This window comes from Pantoea sp. T14 (genome assembly GCF_036663535.1).
Classification (GTDB): Bacteria; Pseudomonadota; Gammaproteobacteria; order Enterobacterales; family Enterobacteriaceae; genus Pantoea; species Pantoea phytostimulans.
Window position 1 is genome coordinate 221,425 of the sequence record NZ_JAWUEB010000013.1, and the last position, 19,179, is coordinate 240,603.

The window sequence follows — 19,179 nt, forward strand, 5'->3', positions numbered from 1 at the left end:
GATGCTACAGGTTTCTGAACTGAATCAATATTATGGCGGCAGCCACATTCTGCGCGGCCTCTCTTTTGAGGTGAAGATCGGGGAAGTGACCTGTTTGCTGGGCCGTAACGGCGTAGGCAAAACCACGTTGCTAAAATGCCTGATGGGATTGATTGCCGCGAAGTCAGGGGAAATTCGCTGGCAGGATAAAGTGATTAATTCACGAAAACCGCATCAGCGCGTGCAATCCGGCATTGCTTACGTACCGCAGGGCCGCGAGATTTTCCCCCGTTTGACGGTGGAAGAGAACCTGCTGATGGGACTGTCGCGCTTCTCCGCGTCGCAGGCGAAACAGGTGCCAGATGAGATCTATCAGCTTTTCCCGGTGCTGTTTCAGATGAAATCACGTCGTGGCGGCGATCTTTCTGGCGGTCAGCAGCAGCAATTGGCGATTGGCCGCGCACTGGCGTGTCGCCCGCAGCTGTTGATCCTCGACGAGCCCACAGAAGGGATCCAGCCTTCGGTGATCAAAGAGATCGGCGCGGTGATCCGCCAGCTGGCACAGCGCGGTGATATGGCGATCTTATTAGTCGAGCAGTTCTATGACTTTGCGGCGGAACTGGCAGACAATTATCTGGTGATGTCGCGTGGCGAAATCGTTCAGCGCGGGCGTGGCGATAACATGGAAGCGGAAGGCGTGCGCGGGTTAGTGGCAATATAGCCGCGATTTAAGGCAGCCTTGCGGCTGCCTCATTGACCTTACAGCAGGCCGGTTTCAACCGAAAAATGCCGCTGCTCGCCCGGCGCCAGTTCGATCAGCGTGCCGGCCTGTTTCGCTGCTAAAAAGCCTTCTGGCCGACAGGTGGCGGGCAGGATATAGGCTGCAACCTGCTGATCGCGATTATGCAGTAACCAGCGCGTGGCATGCGGAAACTGCGCAGTGGAAAAGCGCGTCATCAAGGCGTAATCTTCTTGCGGCGAATGCAGTTCAAACTGTACTTCCTCACCATATTGCGCCAGATCGTCAGCAAAAAAGACGATCTCAGGATCGCACATCTGCGGTTGATCCAACTGCTGTAAAGATTGAGGATCCCGCGCCAACCGATCGGTATATTCCCGCCAGGCTGGCGTAGGCCGCACATGCGCTGGGATGGTGGTGCGCAGCTGGAAAGCATCATCAGGGATCGACTGCTGGAAACGTCCCTGCTCCACCCATGCGCTGTTGAGATGGCACATGTACTGCAGCGGCATTGGCGCACCCGCAAGATTGGTGACTGTCATTTCGATATGCAGTCGCGCGTGATTGGCCTGCAAACGCACCGCCGGTGCCGCCAGATAATGATGACCAAATCCTTTCACATATTCGGTTTCACCTTCCAGTGACACTCGCCCCTCTTCCAGCACGATCCAGGCGTTGTCCATGCGGGCGCACGCCATTTCGCCGTGCAGCGGATGATCATCCTCCGCTGAAGGACAGCCATTCGCCAGCAAACCGGAGTGAAAGGCGAAACAGCCGTAAGTATCAATAATTGAACTGCCCGGCAGCGGCTGCTTAAAGCTGTGGCCCATGGTCAGCGAATGCCCATCAAAGCTTGCTTGCCAGATCATCTGCCCGTAAAAGGGCAGCACGATCACCGTACCACGCCGATTGTGGATGCGTACCGCTTCGATGCCCGCAGGATAGCGAAACAGCTCTACTGTGAAATCTTCATTTTGCAGCAGCACGCCTGGCGTGGCGTGAAACTGCTCACGATGCAACGGTAAACGGGTTTTCATGGCAGCTCCTCCACTAAACGTCCCGCTGCGTTAGCCTGTTTTTTATGACGCAGTTCGCCCCAGAAATAGAAGCCAACCCAGGCAAAACAGAGCAGCGAGACGCCAAACGCCAGCTGCATTGAACCCAGATGATCAGAGACGAAGCCTTGCAGCGCAGGCACAAAAGCCGCGCCAACAATCGCCATGACAATAAACGCCCCCGCCACTTCGGTATATTTATTATCTACCGTAGCGAGCGTCCCGGCGTAGATGGTGGCCCAGCACGGCCCAAACAGCACGCTGACAAACACGGCGGCGTAAACTGCCGTGAAGTTAGGCACCAGCATCACATAGGCTAAAGTCAGCACCCCCAGCACCGAATAGGCGATCAAGACTTTTTCCGCCCGGAAGCGTGTCATCAGGAAGTTAGCGACGAATTTACCGATGAAGAAGCAGATAAAGCTGTACATCATAAAGTTGGAGGCGTGACGTTCATTAGTTGCGCCCAATGTTAACGCCAGGCGAATAGTGAACGACCACACCGCAACCTGCATACCAACATAGAGAAACTGCGCCACAATGCCGCGTTTAAAGTGGCGATTATTCGCCAGATAGCGGAACGTTTCGCGCAGGGAAGGCTGCGATTTTTCGCTGCTCTCCGGCTTGCAGCGCGGATAACGCGTGAACATAAACAGCAACATCACGACCACCAGCACCATGACCAAATATTTATAGGGTTCTAAGGTGTGCTCCAGCATGGTCAGGCGAAATGCATGAGCCTGCTCGACGCTCATTCCCGCCATCTGGCTTTCCAGGCTCTCTCCATCCTGAAACACCAGATATTTACCCAGCACAATGCCCATCAGCGCACCAATTGGATAGAACGTCTGGCTGACGTTCAGACGCAACGTGGCGTGATCGCGGTGGCCAATCATCGAGCTGTAAGTATTGGCAGCGGTTTCAAGAAAGCTCAGACCAATGGCGATGGCAAAGATTGCCGCCAGAAACATGGTGTATGTCGCCATGTGCGAGGCGGGATAAAACAGCATGCAGCCGACAATATAGAGCGCTAATCCCATTAAAATCGCCAGTTTGTAGCTGGCTTTACGGATCACCAGTGAAGCCGGGATCGCAATCAGAAAGTAGCCGCCGTAAAACGCACTTTGCACCAGCGCGCTGGCGAAGTCGCTCAGGGCAAAGACGCTTTTGAACTGGGTGATAAGAATGTCATTCAGGCTCGCAGCACAGCCCCAAAGCGGGAACAGGCAAGAGAGCAAAATAAACTGGAACAGCGGCGTTTTATTTAGGTAGCCATCAGATTGCTGAACAATATTCTGTGGCATTGCGTTCTGTTGCATCGTTTTAGTTTGCAGGGTTTTGGGTTGCATAACAGGGCCTCATTGAACGTTCAGAAAACGCTGGAAGCTGTCCGCGTCGGGGTAAGAGCGCTGGGTGCCGCGGCCGGTCACGCTACAGGCGGCATAGGCAGATGCCTGTGACATCGCTTCAGCGATATCACCGGTTTTCACTAGCACATAAGCAAAGCAGCCAATAAAAGCATCGCCCGCTCCGCTGGTGTCCACTGCCTTGACCGGCGTAGGTGCAACGTGGTGCAGATCATCGCCGGTCATCCACAGCGAGCCGCGACTGCCAAGGGTAATGATCAGGTTTTTCAGCCCACGTTTTAGCAGCGACTGCCCTGCAAGTTGCACCTCTTCATCGGTGCTAACGGGCATACCGGTCAGAATCTCCAGCTCGGTTTCATTCGGCATGAAGAAGTCGCATTTGCAGGCGTACTGAATATCCAGATCCGCGACTGCGGGCGCGGGATTAAGAATCACCTTGATATTGTGCTGGCGGGCAAAATCGATCGCGTAATAGACGGTTTCAAGCGGGATTTCGAGTTGCAGGATCATCAGTTTGCAGGATGTTAGCGCCTCAGCGGCATCATCAATATCTGCCGGTTTAAGCTGCTGATTAGCTCCTTTGATGATCAGGATGCGGTTTTGCGACTGATCGTCGACAAAAATAGGTGCCACGCCGCTGGAGGTGCCCGGTGCAGTGGTGACGTAGCGGGTATCCACGCCTTGCTGTTGCAGATTGGCGACGGTGTTAGGCGCGAACAGATCGTCCCCCACTTTACTGATCATCATCACGTTGCCGCCCAACTTTGCCGCCGCCACGGCCTGATTAGCGCCCTTTCCGCCGCAGCCGATAGCGAAATCGGGCGCTTCAAGGGTTTCGCCCGCTTTCGGCAGGCTGTTGGTATAAGTAATAAGGTCCACCATGTTTGACCCGATAACGGCTATCTGCATCTTTTTCTCCTGGCTCTTTTTTAACCTTAAAATGTTATTAAAATAACAATAACAATTCGCATAAGTTAAATATGTGATAAAAACCACATCCTGAGCGCGTGGCAACAGCCGTCTTAGCGAGCTTTATACATAAATATCGTGTTACTATTTTAACAAAGCAACATCAACCCTCAGACAAAGATAGCGCTCAGGGCTGGGTTAAAGCGTGATTATCTGGTGGAGAAGCGTGCTGATCTCGCGGCGCGGCGCGAAGTTTGCGGGCCGTTTCTATTACGGGTAAGATTGAAAATCCATCTGCAAGATGAGAGGCAACTCATTAAAATTCGGGGGGATTTGTCCCGATTGGCAGGCCGAAAGAGTGAAACCTCATGCGGAACATCAGGATACTAATAATACAGAGATGAACATGGAAACCCGGCGCGACGAACGTATCCACAAGCTGGCTCAGGCGCTGAAACGCACTGATAAACTGCACTTGAAAGACGCAGCGCAACTGCTCGGCGTCTCAGAAATGACTATTCGCCGCGATTTAACGGAACCCGCGTCCACAGTAGTGCTGCTGGGCGGTTACATCGTTAGCGATCCCAAAAGCCACGCTGGGCACTATTTCATCTCCGATCAGCATGGACAAAATGCCGCCAGAAAGCAGCGGCTGGCGCAAGCTGCGGCCAGTTTGATTGGTGAAAACGACACCGTGTTTTTTGATTGCGGCACCACGCTGCCGTACATCATCGATGCCATTGCCGACACCTTGCCTTTCACCGCTATTTGCTGCGCCATGAATACTTTTTTGGCATTGAAAGAAAAACCCGCCTGCAATGTGATCTTAAGCGGGGGTGAATTTCATGCGGATAACGCGCTGTTTACGCCGATTGGGGCACATTCGATTCTCGACGATCTCTGCCCTACGCTGGCGTTTATCTCAGCCGCCGGAATCGATAAGGATCAGGGGGCAACCTGCTATAACACCAATGAACTGGCGATGAAGCATCACGCAATGCTGCGTGCCCGCCAGCGTGTGCTGGTGGCGGACAGCAGTAAATATGGCAAAGTGCTGCCGGTGCGAATTGGAGAGCTGCGTGCTTTCGATTTGCTGGTCAGTGACAGCGCACCCGAGCAGGCTCTGAATAACTGGCTGGCACAACAAAACATTCCGCTGCGCCTGCCATAGGCCATTATGCCCAGCGGTTGTCCACCGCTTCGCCATCACGTAACCGGCGCAAATTTTCGCAAACGCCTGCTACATTTCCGGCTAAAGAGATATCGGTTACGCCACCAATGTGCGGCGTAGCGATCACGTTGTAGTTAAACACGGCATCGTTGGGATCGGGCGGCTCCTGCCAGAACACATCCAACCCGGCTCCCGCCAGCGTGTTGTTTTCCAGCGCAGCAATAAACGCCTCTTTGTCGATCAAACCGCCCCGTCCCAGATTGATCAGGAAACTGTCAGGCTTCATCTGGCTCAACGCTTTTTCGTCGATGATATGGTGCGTTTGCGCATTATCCGGCAGGCTGAGGATCACAAAATTGGCTTGCTCAAGCAGCTGCGGCAGTTGCGCCATATCACCGACCCAATCCAGACCATACTTTTCTGCAAATGCCGCGTCAGCCTCGCGCTTCACGCCAATCATGCGCATACCAAACGGTGCCAGGCGTTTCGCCAGCGCTTTACCGATGCCGCCCAATCCCACCAGCCCCACGGTTTTTCCCATCAACCCCATCCCCACCGGCTGACCGAGCCGCTGCTGCGCCAGACATTGCGCAATCTCCTGATGACGACGCGCCAGACCAATCATCATCCAGATACCGAGTTCAGCCACGGAATCTGCATTGCCCGACGTATGAGAGGGCACGTTCGCGACCATAATGCCCTGCTGTTTTGCCGCCGCGATATCCACGCTTTCCAGGCCGGTGCCCGCTTGTTGAATCAGCTTTAAGCGGTCAGCGGTGGCTAACAGGCGCGCATCGACTTTGCACATGCCGGGGATTAGGGCGTCAAAGCCCGCCAGGCTTTCTGCCGCATGACCCGCCGAGGCGACAAATTCGACATCCGGCATGGTTTGACGAATCGACTCAATCAATCCGCCCCAGGCGTTTTCATCCGCTGCGATCAGCACTCTCATCGAACCTCCTCCGTTTTAAGGCAAAAAGGCAGCATAGTCTCGAGGTTGTGCGTAAATCAAACAGTTATCCCAAACTGCGGCACACATCAGAAGAATCCCCGTGCGTTGGCTGTGATTAGACGGTGAAAAAGGCTAAACTTCGACATCATCCAAACGACAAACAGACCCAGAGGCTCAATACAACGTGGCTCAATTCGTCTATAGCATGCATCGCGTCGGCAAAGTGGTTCCGCCGAAGCGACATATCCTTAAGAACATCTCCCTTAGCTTCTTCCCTGGCGCCAAAATCGGTGTGCTCGGCCTGAATGGCTCGGGTAAATCTACGCTGCTGCGCATCATGGCGGGCATCGATAAAGACATCGAAGGGGAAGCGCGCCCGCAGCCAGGGATCAAAATTGGTTATCTGCCGCAGGAACCGCAGCTCAATCTGGAACACACCGTTCGTGAATCGGTGGAAGAAGCGTTGTCAGAAGTGGTTGGCGCGTTAAAACGTCTGGACGAAGTCTATGCGCTTTACGCAGAAGAAGATGCTGACTTCGATAAGCTGGCTGCTGAGCAGGGTCGTCTGGAAGAGATTATCCAGGCGCACGATGGTCACAATCTCAACACGCAGTTAGAGCGTGCCGCTGATGCGCTGCGCCTGCCAGAATGGGATGCAAAAGTCAGCAACCTGTCGGGTGGTGAACGTCGCCGTGTTGCGCTGTGTCGCCTGCTGCTGGAAAAGCCAGACATGCTGCTGCTGGACGAACCTACCAACCACCTGGATGCCGAATCCGTGGCCTGGCTGGAACGCTTCCTGCACGACTTCGAAGGCACCGTTGTGGCGATTACCCACGACCGTTACTTCCTCGACAATGTTGCGGGCTGGATTCTGGAACTGGACCGCGGCGAAGGTATTCCGTGGGAAGGCAATTACTCATCCTGGCTTGAGCAGAAAGATGCACGTCTGGCGCAGGAAGCCTCTTCTGAAGCGGCGCGTCGTAAGTCAATTGAGAAAGAGCTGGAGTGGGTTCGTCAGGGCGCGAAAGGCCGTCAGTCCAAGGGCAAAGCCCGTCTGGCACGCTTTGAAGAGCTGAACAACACCGATTACCAGAAGCGTAACGAAACCAACGAATTGTTCATTCCACCTGGCCCACGTCTGGGCGACAAAGTGGTAGAAGTGACTAATCTGCGCAAATCTTACGGTGACCGCGTCCTGATCGACGATCTGACGTTCTCCGTGCCGAAAGGCGCTATCGTCGGCATTATCGGCCCGAACGGTGCGGGTAAATCCACCCTGTTCCGTATGATGTCTGGTCAGGAACAGCCTGATTCCGGCAGCATCGTGCTCGGTGATACCGTGAAGCTGGCTTCTGTCGATCAGTTCCGTGACAGCATGGATAATTCCAAAACCGTGTGGGAAGAAGTCTCCGGCGGCCAGGACATTATGCGTGTCGGCAACACCGAAATGCCAAGCCGTGCCTACGTTGGCCGCTTCAACTTCAAAGGGGTTGATCAGGGTAAACGCGTGGGTGAACTCTCTGGTGGTGAGCGTGGTCGTCTGCACCTCGCCAAGCTGCTGCAGGTTGGCGGCAATATGTTGCTGCTCGATGAACCGACCAACGACCTGGACATCGAAACCCTGCGCGCCCTGGAAAACGCCTTGCTGGAGTTCCCAGGCTGCGCCATGGTTATCTCGCATGACCGTTGGTTCCTTGACCGTATCGCCACCCACATTCTGGATTACCAGGATGAAGGCAATATCGAATTCTTCGAAGGTAACTTCACCGAATACGAAGAGTACAAAAAACGCACGCTCGGCGCAGAAGCGCTGGAGCCGAAGCGCATCAAGTACAAACGTATGATTAAGTAAGAGAAATGGCGGCAGAAATGCCGCTATTTTTTTGCCCGTTTTACGGGATAGCGTTAGCGGTAAAACGCCTTAAACACCGTTGACTGCAGCGCAAATTCAATAAACTTTGCCAGCGCAGGCGAGTTCAACTTGCGACTCGGATAGACCAGCCACAACTCGTTCCCCTCCATTTCCCACTCTGGCAGCACAGGCACCAAGCGGTCATCCGCCATTGCGCCCTCGGTTAAAAAGCGCGGCAGCTGCGTAATACCTGCATCACCCAATGCGCATTCGCGTGCATACACCAAATTATCGGTCAGATGACCCGGCGGCAGCAGCCAACGGTAATACGCATTGTCCTGCTTCAGCACCCACTCATTCCACGCGTGATGGGCAATGCAACGATGCTCCGCCAGCTGTTGCGGATGCGTGATGGGCGCGTGCTGTTCAAGGTAATGTTTCGACGCCACCAGCGTGCGTTCGCAATAACCGACCCGACGACCAATCAACGACGAATCCTGCGGCTGACCGGTGCGCAGCGCGATGTCGAATCCCTCTTGAACCAGGTCGCGTATGTCATCCGAAACAGAAACATCTAACGTGACGTCTGGATAAAGCTGCAAAAACTCAGCATTACAGCGTGCCAGCAACGTCGCGCCGATGCCTGCCGGGCTGGTAATGCGCAGCCGTCCGCTGGGGTTGTCACGCAAATTAGCGATGGCCTGCTCGGCACGTTCACTGGCCTGCATCATCTCCTGGCAATGCAGCAGATAGCGTTCACCGGCAAACGTGAGATTGAGCTGGCGCGTAGTGCGATTCATTAAACGGATTCCAAGCCGCTGTTCCAGTTGGCTAATGCGCTGGCTGACGCTGGATTTAGGCAATCCCACCCGCTCAGCCGCTGCGGTAAAGCTGCCACATTCGGCGACTAAGGCAAACAGCGCCATATCCTGCCATTGACGAAATGCCATTGTTCACCTCAGACGAACACGCTATGAAAGATTGTCCATCTTATCATTGGCAAAATGGGGTTCTACACTTAAGTCATCAAAACAGGAGAACCCCATGACTATTCGCGCTATCGCTATCAATCCAGAAAATCCACACACTTTTATTGAAATCACCCCAGAAACGCCAACGCCGGGCGAATATGATCTGCGTGTTGAAGTCAAAGCGGCCTCAGTGAATCCGGTTGATACCAAGGTTCACAAAGGTGCCATTAAGAACGGCTTGCAGGTGCCACGCGTCTTAGGCTGGGATGCCAGCGGCGTAGTATTGGAAGTGGGCAGCAAAGTCAGCAACTTTAAGCCTGGTGATGAAGTGTTCTACGCGGGTGATCTGACTCGCCCCGGCAGCAACAGCAGCGAACAACTGATCGATTCCCGCATTGTTGGTCACAAACCAAAGAGCCTGGATTGGGCAGCGGCAGCGGCAATTCCGCTGACTGCGTTGACCGCCTGGGAAGGGTTATTTGAACGTCTTAATCTGCAAAATGCCACAGCCGATCAAACCCTGCTGATCGTGGGCGGCGCAGGCGGCGTAGGATCGCTGGCGATTCCATTCGCGAAAATGCGCAGCCAAGTCAAAGTGATCGCCACCGCGTCGCGTGAAGATTCCGCACAATGGTGCCGTGATCGCGGAGCGGATCTGGTGATCAATTACAAAGACATGATCGGTGAACTGGAAAAGCACGATCTCAAGCAGGTGGATTTCATTTTCTGCCTGAACGACACCGATGGTCATTGGGAAACCATGGCTAAGTTGATTGCGCCGCAGGGACACATTTGTACCATCGTGGAAAACGAACAGCCGTTGGCGATGGATCAGCTGAAGCTGAAAAGTGCCGCACTGCATTTTGAGTTGATGTACACCCGCAGCATGTTTAACACACCCGATATGGCGCGCCAGGGCGAGATTCTGAATGAAGTGGCTGAACTGCTGGATGCTGGAAAACTGCAAACCACGCTGAATGAAACCTTACAGGGATTGAGCGTTGAGACATTGCAGGCGGCGCATGCGCGTGTTCTGGAAGGCCATATGCGTGGCAAAGTGGTGATGGTTTACTGATTTTTTGGCGGGATGGGCGTGGGTTGGCGGCGTTTTTAGCGTGTGTGGCTTGTCCCCCATCCCAACCTTCCCCCGCTTGCGGGGGAAGGGGCAGCTCGCACTATTCCGCAAGTGGGGAAACGGGCAGCTCGCACTGCATGCGCCAATTCATCCTTACCCCACTAAACCTGCGCCATTCCGCCATCAATGCACAGTTCAGCCCCCGCAATGTATCGGCTTTCATCTGAGGCTAAAAACAGCGCAGCAGCGGCCACCTCTTCCGGTTTCCCTAAACGCCCCAACGGAATAGCTGACGTCATTTGTGTGCGCATTTCATCGGATACGCTAGCAAACATTGCTGTTTCTATCGGACCAGGACTCAACGTATTGACCCGAATACCCAGCGGCGCCAGCTCTTTAGTCCAGGTTCGCGCGTAAGATCGCAATGCCGCTTTACTGGCGCTGTAGGTCCCATAACCTTCAGTCCCGATAAAACCTGCAATGGATCCAATCAATACCATCGAACCGCCTGTTGTCATCAACGGCAATGACTGCTGCACGCTTAGCAGCGCTGCTTTGACGTTAAGATTGAATGTGCGATCCAGATGCGCGCTGTCACTGCTTGCCAGCGTGGCATATTCAGACAAACCGGCGTTTACCACCACGCTGTCTAACCGCCCTTTTACCTCATGAATGGTTTTAAACACGCGCTGGAGATCGTCGCTGTCTGTCATGTCTGCCTGAATAACACAGACGTTATCTTTTAACTCGCGCTTCACCTGCTCTAACTCAACCTGCCGACGTCCGGTCACAAACACGAATGCGCCTTCGGCCACAAAACGTTGGGCGATAGCGAGACCAATGCCACTGTTGCCACCTGTGATCAGCACGATTTTTGCTTTTAATAACGACATAAAAACTCCACTCTTGGGCTAGTAATACTTTCGCAAGATAAAGAGTTGAACGGTTGCGTCAATGACGCACTTTGTCTATCCCAGATATCCTCAAGGAAACCGACGTGGAAATAAATGACGTAGAATCAATGACAAATAGCGAGATCGCTTTAACCAAACCGATCATTGAAGAGATTGCAAATAAGTGGTCAGTGCTGATTCTGAATGTGCTTTGCAGTGAACCGACGCGTTTCAATGAACTAAAGCGTCGTCTGGGTAGCGTGACACATAAAGCGTTAACAGAAGCATTGCGACGACTTGAACGGAACGGGCTGCTTTCTCGTCGCGTATTGGCCTCGTCGCCGGTCGCAGTAGAGTATTCTCTTACGCCGTTAGGACGCTCGTTGCAGGAGCCTTTCAGCGCTATTTATCTTTGGGCGACACGGCATCAGGGAGAAATTGAACGGGCTCAAAAGGGTTACGACCGAGCGGCTAAACGGGTGGAATATGCCGAGAAATGAGGCGTGCAGGCGCACGCCTCGTCGGGATTACGGATTATTTTGTTCGCCCAACATCCCTTTCACCAGCTCGATGCAGCGTAGAAAACGCGCGTCGTAATCGTCCTCTTTAACGTGCAAAAATTCGATATTGTTCTCTCTCAGCATGGTGATCAACATCGATTGAAACTCACGCCGATCAACCGAACTGCCCAGGCTGCGTAAGCCGTCCGCCACCCAAGGCACATTGTTTTCAAGCAAAATGACTAAATCGAAGCGATATTCGTCGATCAAGGCCTGAACAAACGGATGTTCGCGCCCTTCGTACTTTAAACAGAACGCCTGCGTGGTGACAAAGTCGGTGTCGATGAAAGCAACTTTGTTGGCGTACTTCACCGCAAAATCAATGTACTGCGCCTGACCCAACGCGATTTTGTCATAGTCAGAATATTGCAGCGCCATTTCGTCACCGCCAAGATGCGAGAAGACGTAATCGCGACCATATTCCCAGGCGCTGGTGGTGTTGAAAATATTGGCGAGCTTATTAACCAGCGTCGATTTGCCGCTGGATTCACCGCCAAGGATCGCCACGGTACGCACAAAGAACGGCTTCACTTCGGTGGGAATGTATTCCCAGAAGCGGAACGGATCCTGGCGGATCTGCGCGCCGCTAATGCTCATGAACGATCGATTGGGATCAACCACTACCGTTGGTATGCCAAGATGCTGTTCATACATCTCTGCGTCGGGCGCTTCGCTGGTGTAAATACAGTCGGGCGCAATACCCTGTTCACTGAGGAATGATTTTACCCCTTCGCTCCAGACATCCCAGCCATGCGGGTAAGGCTCAATGCCCTCTTCATTAAAGGAGTGAATACGAATATTTTTTTGATATTTAAAAGTTTGCAATAACCAGCGTAATCGGTCGCTGACGGTAGGCTGCTGCGACATGGCGCTGTTTTCGAACAAACCGCGATCGCGCGGCTCGTCGTAACCCATGATGATGTGCAGTTCATCAACCTGGCTACAGGCGCGCTGAATCAGATAAATATGGCCGGTATGCAGCGGATAGAACTTACCAAATACCACGCCAACCGTTTTATCGCGCCGTGGAAATTCCAGGCCGAGAAAGCGGTGTAACGCTTCTAATTTTTGTGCGCTGGGGCTTTTGATTTTGGCGTTGAGCAGCTGGCTCAAATACCCTTTGGTCATGCCGCTGGCATCGGCGACTTGTTGCAGCGTGTGGCCCTGCTGGCGAATGGCCGTTTTTAGATAATCAAACGACGACATGTCGTGCCTCCTGCGTGAATAATATGTGGCGTAAAGAGAAAAGGCCCTCACGCCAACTTTCGCCTGCAAGCGGAAAAAGCGATAACCCGCTGCGGCCCGGCATGTTAACTTTCATGCCGGATGCTGAATAAACATAGCCCTTTAGCAGAATTGTGCCCTGCTCCCGCCAGCGGAAACAGGGCAGGTAAAGCTTAAAGCTCTTCTAAAATAGCCAGCGCATCGGCCAGTTTTTTCGCACTGTAAACTTTCATGCCATCGATCGGTTTTTTCGGCGCGTTTCCTGCCGGAACAATGGCGCGTTTAAAGCCGTGCTTCGCCGCTTCAGAAATGCGTTCCTGTCCGCTTGGCACCGGGCGAATCTCACCGGCTAATCCTACTTCACCAAAGATCACTAAATCCTGTGGCAAAGGGCGATCGCGTAGGCTGGAAACCATGGCCAGCATCAAGGCTAAATCCGCACTGGTTTCAGTGACCTTAACGCCGCCGACTACGTTGACGAATACATCCTGATCCGCCATCTGTAATCCGCCATGACGATGCAGCACCGCCAGCAATATCGCCAGGCGATTCTGCTCTAACCCCACCGCAACGCGGCGTGGATTGCCCATCATGGAGTGATCCACCAGCGCCTGAATCTCTACCAAGAGTGGACGCGTGCCTTCCCACAGCACCATCACTGAACTGCCGGACGTCACTTCTTCGCCACGTGACAAGAAAATAGCGGAAGGATTACTGACTTCACGCATGCCTTGCTCAGTCATAGCAAACACGCCCAGTTCGTTAACCGCACCAAAACGGTTTTTATGGCTGCGCAGCGTGCGGAAACGCGAATCGGCATCGCCGTCCAGCAATACCGAGCAGTCAATACAGTGTTCCAGGACTTTTGGGCCGGCCAGCGAGCCATCTTTGGTGACGTGACCGACCATGATGATCGCCACATCGCGCGTCTTGGCAAACCGCGTCAGGTAAGCGGCGGTTTCACGCACCTGTGCCACGCTACCCGGCGATGACTGGATATCAGCCATGTGCATCACCTGAATCGAGTCGATAACCATGAGCTGCGGCTTCTCTTGCTCGGCAATCAGGCAGATTTGTTCGATGCTGGTTTCCGACAACATATTCATGTTTTCTGTCGGTAATCCCAGACGATGGGCGCGCATGGCGACCTGTTGCAGCGATTCTTCGCCTGTGACGTACAGGGTTTTCATCCCTCCCGCCAGCTTACACATCACCTGCAACAGCAGCGTTGACTTCCCTGCGCCTGGGCTACCACCAATCAAAATAGCGCTTCCCGGCACCACGCCGCCGCCCAATACGCGGTCAAACTCTTTAAAGGTGGTCGAGAAACGCGGTAGCGCTTCAAGACTAATTTCAGAGAGTTTTTGTACCCGGCTGGGGCCAGCGCTGCCTGCGTAGCCGCTTAAGCGCTCGTTGCGCGCAGCAGTAGGCGAGGCAGCAATACGCACCTCGGTGATAGTATTCCAGGCATGGCAGGCGCTGCATTGCCCCTGCCAACGTGGATAATCTGCGCCGCATTCATTACAGACGAATGCGCGTTTTGCCGCTTTGGCCAAATCAATACCTCTGTTAACGCTCTTCGTGAATCAGACTGCCGCTGAGGATGCAGAAAACACCCATCAAATCGGCGTGGCGAATGGTGACTTGCGTCTGCTCATTCACCTTAGGTTTAGCATGGTAAGCAATGCCCAACGCCGATGCTTTAATCATCAGCAGGTCGTTAGCGCCATCGCCCACCGCCACGGTTTGCTCCGGGGCGATATCAAAACGCTGTGCCAGCTTCTTCAGCGTGTCCGCTTTATATTGTGCATCAACAATCGGGCCGATGACTTCACCGGTCAGCTTGCCGTCACGAATTTCCAGTTCATTGGCGACGATCGCAGCCAGATGCAGCTTATCGCGCAGATATTCAGCATAATAAGTGAACCCACCCGAGGCGATAGCCACCTGCCAGCCCAGCGCTTGCAGCTTCTGTACCAACGTGGTTAAGCCTGGCATCAACGGCAATTCATCGCGCACCTGTTTCAGAATATTGGCGTCCGCGTCTTTTAATGTCGCTACGCGCTGACGCAGGCTGGCGGTAAAATCGAGTTCACCGCGCATGGCGCGTTCAGTCACTTCGGCAACCAGCTCGCCGCTGCCGGCTAACTTCGCAATTTCATCAATGCATTCGATTTGGATGGCGGTGGAATCCATATCCATCACCAGCAGACCTGGCGTTTTCAAATGCGGGATTTTGCCCAACGGCGCCACATCCAGCCCGGCGTCATGCGCCAGTTTGCTGGCGAACGGCGTTAGCGAACCCGCCAGGCGAATCACCTGATACTCATCCACGTTCCAGGCGCTGACGATCACCATCGCCGCACCGAGTTTATGCTGATAATCGGTCAGCTGTTGTTTATCCAGTCCGCGACCGTAAAGCAACCAGCCGGTTCGGCCAGCGCGGTAATCCAGCGGCATGACTTCATCACCGCTCAGAGAAAGGGGCAAACCCGGCCAGAGTGAAACATCGGCGGGCAGATCGCACCAGGTAAGACGATTTGGCATTAGAGCTCCTGTAGGCACAACAAAACCACGCAAGAGGCTACCTTGTCTGCGCTGCTTCTGGCAACATAATCTCCAGGCTTTCTGTTGTGACGTGACACGGGTTATCGATGGCTAAAACTGCACTGAAATTTCGCTTACATCGTACGGTGATTGTACTCATCTCGATGGCGCTGTTGGTCGTCCTGATGCAGGGCGCGTCCTGGTTTAGTCTCGGCCATCAAATGGCGCGCTCGGAACAGGTAGAAGAGCTGGCGCACACGTTAACGAATCAGGTGGCTTTCAGCCTGCAACCGTTGATGGACAACAGTGAAAATAATCGTAATAAGATTGAGGGCATCCTTGATCAGATGACCTCTAATAGCCGCATTCTTGATGCGTCGGTTTATGATGACGATGGCAGTTTGGTGGCGCACAGCGGCGAAAATATCAATGTCCGCGATCGTTTGGCGCTGGATGGTAAACGCGCTGGTAGCTACTTCAATCATCAAATCGTCCAACAGCTGAGGAACAGCGACGGCCCGCTCGGCTTTCTGCGTGTGACGCTGGATACGCATGTGTTGGTAACAGAATCACGCCAGGTCGATAACACCACCAATATTTTGCGTTTGATGATGCTGCTGGCGTTAGCGATTGGCATCATTCTCACCCGTACTTTGCTGCGCGATCGCCGTACTCGCTGGCAACAATCTCCTTTCCTGCTGACAGCCAGTAAACCCGTAAAAGAAGATCGGGATGAAGAAGAAGCCAAGGCGGAACGCGATGAAAAAACCGAGGAAAAGCGAGTTTAAGCCGTTAACGCTTTTGCTGATTAAGGGAGGACCTGGTTGCGCAAGCAAATTGACAGGGCTGATATGTTCCCCTCGCACGCTATCTGCTTAGCACGGCGGTGATTGACCGAATGATGACGTATTCCAATCCGATAACGCGTAAATAAAAAAAACCACCCAACGCGATGACAGATGGTTTTTATAACCCGTTTAATCATTAAAAGCAGCGTTACGCTTTAAGAATGATTTCCAGTTCTGAGAGACGTTTGATTTGCCAGTCAGGCGTGATATGCGCGGGTAACGGGCGCGTGCCATGATCCAGCCAGCAGGTTTTAATGCCTGCATTCATACCACCAAGAATATCGGACTCCGGTGTATCCCCTACCATCATCACGCGATCCCGCGGCGGATTTCCCAACAATGAAAGCGCGTGATCGAAGATCTGCGCATCCGGTTTTGGCACGCCAACTTGCTCAGAGATCACTAAGATGTCGAAGTAATCGCGGAAACCGGTACGCTCTAATCGGGTTTGCTGTAACGCGGTGAAGCCGTTGGTGATAATCCCCATCTTAACCTTACCGTGTAGCAGGTTCATCAGGCTGACAGCCCCTTCCAGTGGCGTACAGATCTCAGCCATTGCAGAGAGGAAACCGCTGTTGAGAATTTCAGGTGAGATACTGAGTTTTTCACTCCAGCCGTTAAAGCGACGCGTTTGTAGTTGCAGTGCTGAGATGGCGCCGTTCTGATAATCGACCCAAAGCGGCTTATTAACCGATTGATAGTCAATATAATCCTGATCGGTAAACTGCACATCGTAGCCAGCAAAAAGGCGCTGCAATCCGGCATACGCATCAAAATGGAAAAGGGTGTCATCGGCATCAAACAGGATGCAATCCCAGTTCTCTAACATCAAAGCTCCTTTAAATTCCTTACAGCGTCAGCGCCATGATCAAAGCATCTTCACGTCCGCTAGCGGTGGGATAATAGTTAGGGCGGCGGCTTACCTGATTAAATTCGAGCTGTTCATAGAGCGCGATGGCAGGCAGGTTTGAGGCGCGAACTTCCAGCCAAAGCGTCATGACATCACGCTCAATCAGTTGATCGATTAAGTGCTGCAATAACTGGCGACCTAAGCCACGCCGCTGATAAGCGGGGTCGACAGCAATATTGAATAGTGAGGCTTCATCCAATACGACCTGCGTAATAGCGAAGGCAGCCAAATTGCCTTCTACTTCAAGTCGGAGATTTAAAAAACGTTCGCCCTGATTGCTGGCAAAAGTCTGTTCGCTCCAGGGAAAAGCATGGCTACGACGTTCAATGGCAAAAGCCTGCGCCAGATCGTCAGGGGTGAGAAAAGAGATGGCTGTCATGGTTACACATCTGTTGCCAGAGCGCGCGTTTTGCCGCGCCGCTGCTGATCAGTTCATTGAAGGAGGCGCTCGATAACGCGACGCCATTAAAGGGCTGTTCACTTTCAACGCCCAGTAGCCAGCCCGCACAATCCAGTTTTTCCGGCAGCATTTCCAGCTGTTCCGGCGTCACCATCATGACTTGTGAGCTTTGCAAATTAAGCGCATGCAGCACGTCGCGAATGATCGGCTCCTGTAAACCGGGCGCTGTTTCAGCCACAATAACTAAGCGTGTCTCCGCTGCCAGCGTGACGGCAATTTCGCCCTGTAGCACGCGCGGTCGGCGCAGTTGGTACTGCGTAATTCCCATTTGCTGTAAAAGCCAGTCGCGCCTGGACGTCATGGTGTTACCTGCTCTGCTGCCTGAATGCGACGCTATGCTAGCAAACCCATCGTACATGCGCCAACAAACCACTATAATCCCCGCTCAGATCTTACAGGAGCCCTACATGTCTGCTTTTACCCCGGCCAGCGAAGTTATTCTGCGCCACAGTGATGAATTTACCGCCCGCCACGTGCTGTTTGCTGGTGATTTGCAGGATGACCTGCCCGCTCAGTTGGAAACCGCTTCATCGCGCGTGCATACCCAGCAATATCATCATTGGCAAAACCTGAGTCGCCGAATGGGCGAGCAGGCGCGTTACGGGATGGTTGCACAAGCAGAAGACGTGCAGGGCTGCGATACGCTGGTTTACTTCTGGACCAAGAACAAGCCGGAAGTGCAGTTTCAGCTGCAAAATCTGCTGTCAATGTTGCCGGTAGGCTGCGATGTGTTTGTGGTGGGTGAAAACCGCAGCGGCGTGCGCAGCGCCGAAGGCATGCTGGAAAAGTATGTAAAACTGGAAAAGATCGACAGCGCACGCCGTTGTGGTCTGTATCACGGTCGTCTGGAGACGCAACCCGAGTTTGATGCCAACGCGTTTGGCAATACTTATCAACTCGATGATTTGACCATTCATACGTTGCCGGGCGTATTCAGCCGTGATGGTCTGGATGCTGGCAGCGCGCTGCTGATGTCAACGCTGACGCCGCACATGAAAGGCAAAGTACTGGATATCGGTTGCGGTGCCGGTGTGATTGCCGCATCCCTGCCGCGTCATTCTCCAAAGGTGCGTCTGTGGCTGTGCGACGTCCATGCCGCCGCAATCGAAGCCAGTAAAGCGACATTGGCAGCGAATGGACTGGAAGGTGAAGTGTTCGCCAGTAATGTCTTCTCAGACGTGACTGGCCGTTTTGATCTGATCCTCTCCAACCCGCCTTTCCATGAGGGTGTTCAAACCAGCCTGGACGCCGCACAAACCTTGATTCGCGGTGCGGTAAAACACCTTAACAGCGGCGGAGAGTTACGTATTGTTGCCAATGCATTCCTGCCCTATCCACAGGTGTTAGACGAAACGTTTGGCAACCATGAAGTGCTGGCACAAACTGGCCGTTTCAAAGTTTATCGTGCCGTTTACGGTCGCGGTGCGAAAGCCCGTTAAAAACCTGTTTTTGCGTTAACTTTGCTTTTGCGGTGGTGAAAACGTTGCTTTTTGCAGCGATCGTTTCATCACCGTGAAATATCTATTGACGCAATGGGTAAAATCTCTAAAATGCGCCTCCGTGGTTGTAATACTATCAAGTGTTACGGGTATGCGAAGGTGGCGGAATTGGTAGACGCGCTAGCTTCAGGTGTTAGTGTCTTAACGGACGTGAGGGTTCAAGTCCCT

At 53.3% G+C, this 19,179-nt stretch carries 19 protein-coding genes; 7 read left to right on the forward strand and 12 right to left on the reverse strand.

Going from position 1 to position 19,179, the window contains the following annotated elements; genetic code table 11:
• Window position 1: 1 nt before the first annotated feature.
• Entirely contained in the window at window positions 2-700 is a 699-nt protein-coding gene (gene urtE / locus SC127_RS05805) for an urea ABC transporter ATP-binding subunit UrtE (RefSeq protein WP_243078638.1), read from the forward strand.
• Window positions 701-738: 38 nt separating this feature from the next.
• Here the strand turns inward: urtE and SC127_RS05810 are convergent, their stop codons facing one another.
• From SC127_RS05810 to rbsK, 3 genes are read right to left on the reverse strand one after another with little or no spacing between them, the layout of a single operon-like run.
• Window positions 739-1,755 (reverse strand): aldose 1-epimerase family protein, encoded by a 1,017-nt coding sequence (locus SC127_RS05810; protein WP_215847689.1) that lies wholly within the window; start codon window positions 1,753-1,755, stop codon window positions 739-741.
• On the reverse strand, window positions 1,752-3,077 hold the full coding sequence (gene fucP, locus SC127_RS05815) for an L-fucose:H+ symporter permease (protein WP_243078816.1): 1,326 nt from the start codon (window positions 3,075-3,077) through the stop codon (window positions 1,752-1,754). Before fucP ends, SC127_RS05810 begins: the two co-directional genes overlap by 4 nt.
• Window positions 3,078-3,131: 54 nt before the next feature.
• Window positions 3,132-4,049, reverse strand: a complete 918-nt coding sequence (gene rbsK, locus SC127_RS05820) for a ribokinase (RefSeq protein ID WP_215847690.1) — start codon at window positions 4,047-4,049, stop codon at window positions 3,132-3,134.
• A gap of 406 nt (window positions 4,050-4,455) precedes the next feature.
• On the opposite strand from rbsK, the gene deoR reads away from it, so the two are divergent.
• Window positions 4,456-5,220: a DNA-binding transcriptional repressor DeoR gene (gene deoR, locus SC127_RS05825; RefSeq protein ID WP_332625729.1), complete on the forward strand. Its 765-nt coding sequence runs from the start codon at window positions 4,456-4,458 to the stop codon at window positions 5,218-5,220.
• 4 nt (window positions 5,221-5,224) lie between these two features.
• On the opposite strand, the gene SC127_RS05830 is transcribed toward deoR, so the two are convergent.
• Entirely contained in the window at window positions 5,225-6,172 is a 948-nt protein-coding gene (locus SC127_RS05830; protein WP_332625731.1) for a 2-hydroxyacid dehydrogenase, read from the reverse strand.
• A 184-nt stretch (window positions 6,173-6,356) separates the two neighbouring features.
• Between SC127_RS05830 and ettA the strand changes: the two genes are divergently transcribed.
• The gene (gene ettA, locus SC127_RS05835) at window positions 6,357-8,024 is read left to right on the forward strand and encodes an energy-dependent translational throttle protein EttA (protein ID WP_215847693.1); all 1,668 of its coding nucleotides are present in this window, start codon (window positions 6,357-6,359) and stop codon (window positions 8,022-8,024) included.
• 53 nt (window positions 8,025-8,077) lie between these two features.
• Here the strand turns inward: ettA and SC127_RS05840 are convergent, their stop codons facing one another.
• Window positions 8,078-8,974, reverse strand: coding sequence for a LysR family transcriptional regulator (locus SC127_RS05840; protein WP_332625734.1), 897 nt, complete (start codon window positions 8,972-8,974; stop codon window positions 8,078-8,080).
• Between the two features lie 94 nt (window positions 8,975-9,068).
• On the opposite strand from SC127_RS05840, the gene SC127_RS05845 reads away from it, so the two are divergent.
• Entirely contained in the window at window positions 9,069-10,070 is a 1,002-nt protein-coding gene (locus SC127_RS05845; RefSeq protein WP_332625736.1) for a zinc-binding alcohol dehydrogenase family protein, read from the forward strand.
• 161 nt (window positions 10,071-10,231) lie between these two features.
• On the opposite strand, the gene SC127_RS05850 is transcribed toward SC127_RS05845, so the two are convergent.
• Window positions 10,232-10,963, reverse strand: a complete 732-nt coding sequence (locus SC127_RS05850) for an SDR family NAD(P)-dependent oxidoreductase (protein ID WP_332625738.1) — start codon at window positions 10,961-10,963, stop codon at window positions 10,232-10,234.
• A 128-nt stretch (window positions 10,964-11,091) separates the two neighbouring features.
• Here SC127_RS05850 and SC127_RS05855 point away from each other — a divergent pair, with 128 nt between their 5' ends.
• Window positions 11,092-11,463 (forward strand): winged helix-turn-helix transcriptional regulator, encoded by a 372-nt coding sequence (locus tag SC127_RS05855; protein ID WP_332625753.1) that lies wholly within the window; start codon window positions 11,092-11,094, stop codon window positions 11,461-11,463.
• 27 nt (window positions 11,464-11,490) lie between these two features.
• Here the strand turns inward: SC127_RS05855 and nadR are convergent, their stop codons facing one another.
• The 3 genes from nadR to serB form a co-directional block, all read right to left on the reverse strand.
• Window positions 11,491-12,729 carry a multifunctional transcriptional regulator/nicotinamide-nucleotide adenylyltransferase/ribosylnicotinamide kinase NadR gene (gene nadR, locus SC127_RS05860; RefSeq protein WP_332625740.1) on the reverse strand — a complete coding sequence of 413 codons (1,239 nt, stop codon included), beginning with the start codon at window positions 12,727-12,729 and terminating at the stop codon, window positions 11,491-11,493.
• A 191-nt stretch (window positions 12,730-12,920) separates the two neighbouring features.
• Window positions 12,921-14,303 carry a DNA repair protein RadA gene (radA, locus tag SC127_RS05865; RefSeq protein WP_215847696.1) on the reverse strand — a complete coding sequence of 461 codons (1,383 nt, stop codon included), beginning with the start codon at window positions 14,301-14,303 and terminating at the stop codon, window positions 12,921-12,923.
• 13 nt (window positions 14,304-14,316) lie between these two features.
• Window positions 14,317-15,294, reverse strand: coding sequence for a phosphoserine phosphatase (gene serB, locus SC127_RS05870; protein ID WP_215847697.1), 978 nt, complete (start codon window positions 15,292-15,294; stop codon window positions 14,317-14,319).
• Window positions 15,295-15,401: 107 nt separating this feature from the next.
• On the opposite strand from serB, the gene SC127_RS05875 reads away from it, so the two are divergent.
• Window positions 15,402-16,082, forward strand: a complete 681-nt coding sequence (locus tag SC127_RS05875) for a YtjB family periplasmic protein (protein ID WP_243078646.1) — start codon at window positions 15,402-15,404, stop codon at window positions 16,080-16,082.
• A 208-nt stretch (window positions 16,083-16,290) separates the two neighbouring features.
• On the opposite strand, the gene yjjG is transcribed toward SC127_RS05875, so the two are convergent.
• The 3 genes from yjjG to SC127_RS05890 are packed head-to-tail and all read right to left on the reverse strand — an operon-like array spanning window position 16,291 to window position 17,813.
• Window positions 16,291-16,971, reverse strand: a complete 681-nt coding sequence (gene yjjG, locus SC127_RS05880) for a pyrimidine 5'-nucleotidase (protein WP_215847699.1) — start codon at window positions 16,969-16,971, stop codon at window positions 16,291-16,293.
• 19 nt (window positions 16,972-16,990) lie between these two features.
• A complete protein-coding gene (rimI, locus tag SC127_RS05885) occupies window positions 16,991-17,431 on the reverse strand; it encodes a ribosomal protein S18-alanine N-acetyltransferase (RefSeq protein WP_215847700.1) in 441 nt (146 codons plus the stop codon).
• On the reverse strand, window positions 17,403-17,813 hold the full coding sequence (locus SC127_RS05890) for a DNA polymerase III subunit psi (RefSeq protein WP_215847701.1): 411 nt from the start codon (window positions 17,811-17,813) through the stop codon (window positions 17,403-17,405). The genes rimI and SC127_RS05890 overlap by 29 nt, the downstream gene beginning before the upstream one ends.
• A 106-nt stretch (window positions 17,814-17,919) precedes the next feature.
• On the opposite strand from SC127_RS05890, the gene rsmC reads away from it, so the two are divergent.
• Window positions 17,920-18,951, forward strand: a complete 1,032-nt coding sequence (rsmC, locus tag SC127_RS05895) for a 16S rRNA (guanine(1207)-N(2))-methyltransferase RsmC (RefSeq protein ID WP_215847702.1) — start codon at window positions 17,920-17,922, stop codon at window positions 18,949-18,951.
• The last annotated feature ends 228 nt before the right edge of the window (window positions 18,952-19,179 follow it).

Bases quoted from the DNA above. Each gene is read 5' to 3' on its own strand.
- SC127_RS05810 (WP_215847689.1), bottom strand. From the start codon at position 1,755: ATGAAAACCCGTTTACCGTTGCATCGTGAGCAGTTTCACGCCACGCCA.
- deoR (WP_332625729.1), top strand. From the start codon at position 4,456: ATGGAAACCCGGCGCGACGAACGTATCCACAAGCTGGCTCAGGCGCTG.
- serB (WP_215847697.1), bottom strand. From the start codon at position 15,294: ATGCCAAATCGTCTTACCTGGTGCGATCTGCCCGCCGATGTTTCACTC.
- yjjG (WP_215847699.1), bottom strand. From the start codon at position 16,971: ATGTTAGAGAACTGGGATTGCATCCTGTTTGATGCCGATGACACCCTT.
- rimI (WP_215847700.1), bottom strand. From the start codon at position 17,431: ATGACAGCCATCTCTTTTCTCACCCCTGACGATCTGGCGCAGGCTTTT.
- SC127_RS05830 (WP_332625731.1), bottom strand. From the start codon at position 6,172: ATGAGAGTGCTGATCGCAGCGGATGAAAACGCCTGGGGCGGATTGATT.
- SC127_RS05850 (WP_332625738.1), bottom strand. From the start codon at position 10,963: ATGTCGTTATTAAAAGCAAAAATCGTGCTGATCACAGGTGGCAACAGT.
- SC127_RS05875 (WP_243078646.1), top strand. From the start codon at position 15,402: ATGGCTAAAACTGCACTGAAATTTCGCTTACATCGTACGGTGATTGTA.
- SC127_RS05845 (WP_332625736.1), top strand. From the start codon at position 9,069: ATGACTATTCGCGCTATCGCTATCAATCCAGAAAATCCACACACTTTT.
- fucP (WP_243078816.1), bottom strand. From the start codon at position 3,077: ATGCCACAGAATATTGTTCAGCAATCTGATGGCTACCTAAATAAAACG.
- SC127_RS05890 (WP_215847701.1), bottom strand. From the start codon at position 17,813: ATGACGTCCAGGCGCGACTGGCTTTTACAGCAAATGGGAATTACGCAG.
- urtE (WP_243078638.1), top strand. From the start codon at position 2: ATGCTACAGGTTTCTGAACTGAATCAATATTATGGCGGCAGCCACATT.
- SC127_RS05840 (WP_332625734.1), bottom strand. From the start codon at position 8,974: ATGGCATTTCGTCAATGGCAGGATATGGCGCTGTTTGCCTTAGTCGCC.
- rbsK (WP_215847690.1), bottom strand. From the start codon at position 4,049: ATGCAGATAGCCGTTATCGGGTCAAACATGGTGGACCTTATTACTTAT.
- rsmC (WP_215847702.1), top strand. From the start codon at position 17,920: ATGTCTGCTTTTACCCCGGCCAGCGAAGTTATTCTGCGCCACAGTGAT.
- nadR (WP_332625740.1), bottom strand. From the start codon at position 12,729: ATGTCGTCGTTTGATTATCTAAAAACGGCCATTCGCCAGCAGGGCCAC.
- SC127_RS05855 (WP_332625753.1), top strand. From the start codon at position 11,092: ATGACAAATAGCGAGATCGCTTTAACCAAACCGATCATTGAAGAGATT.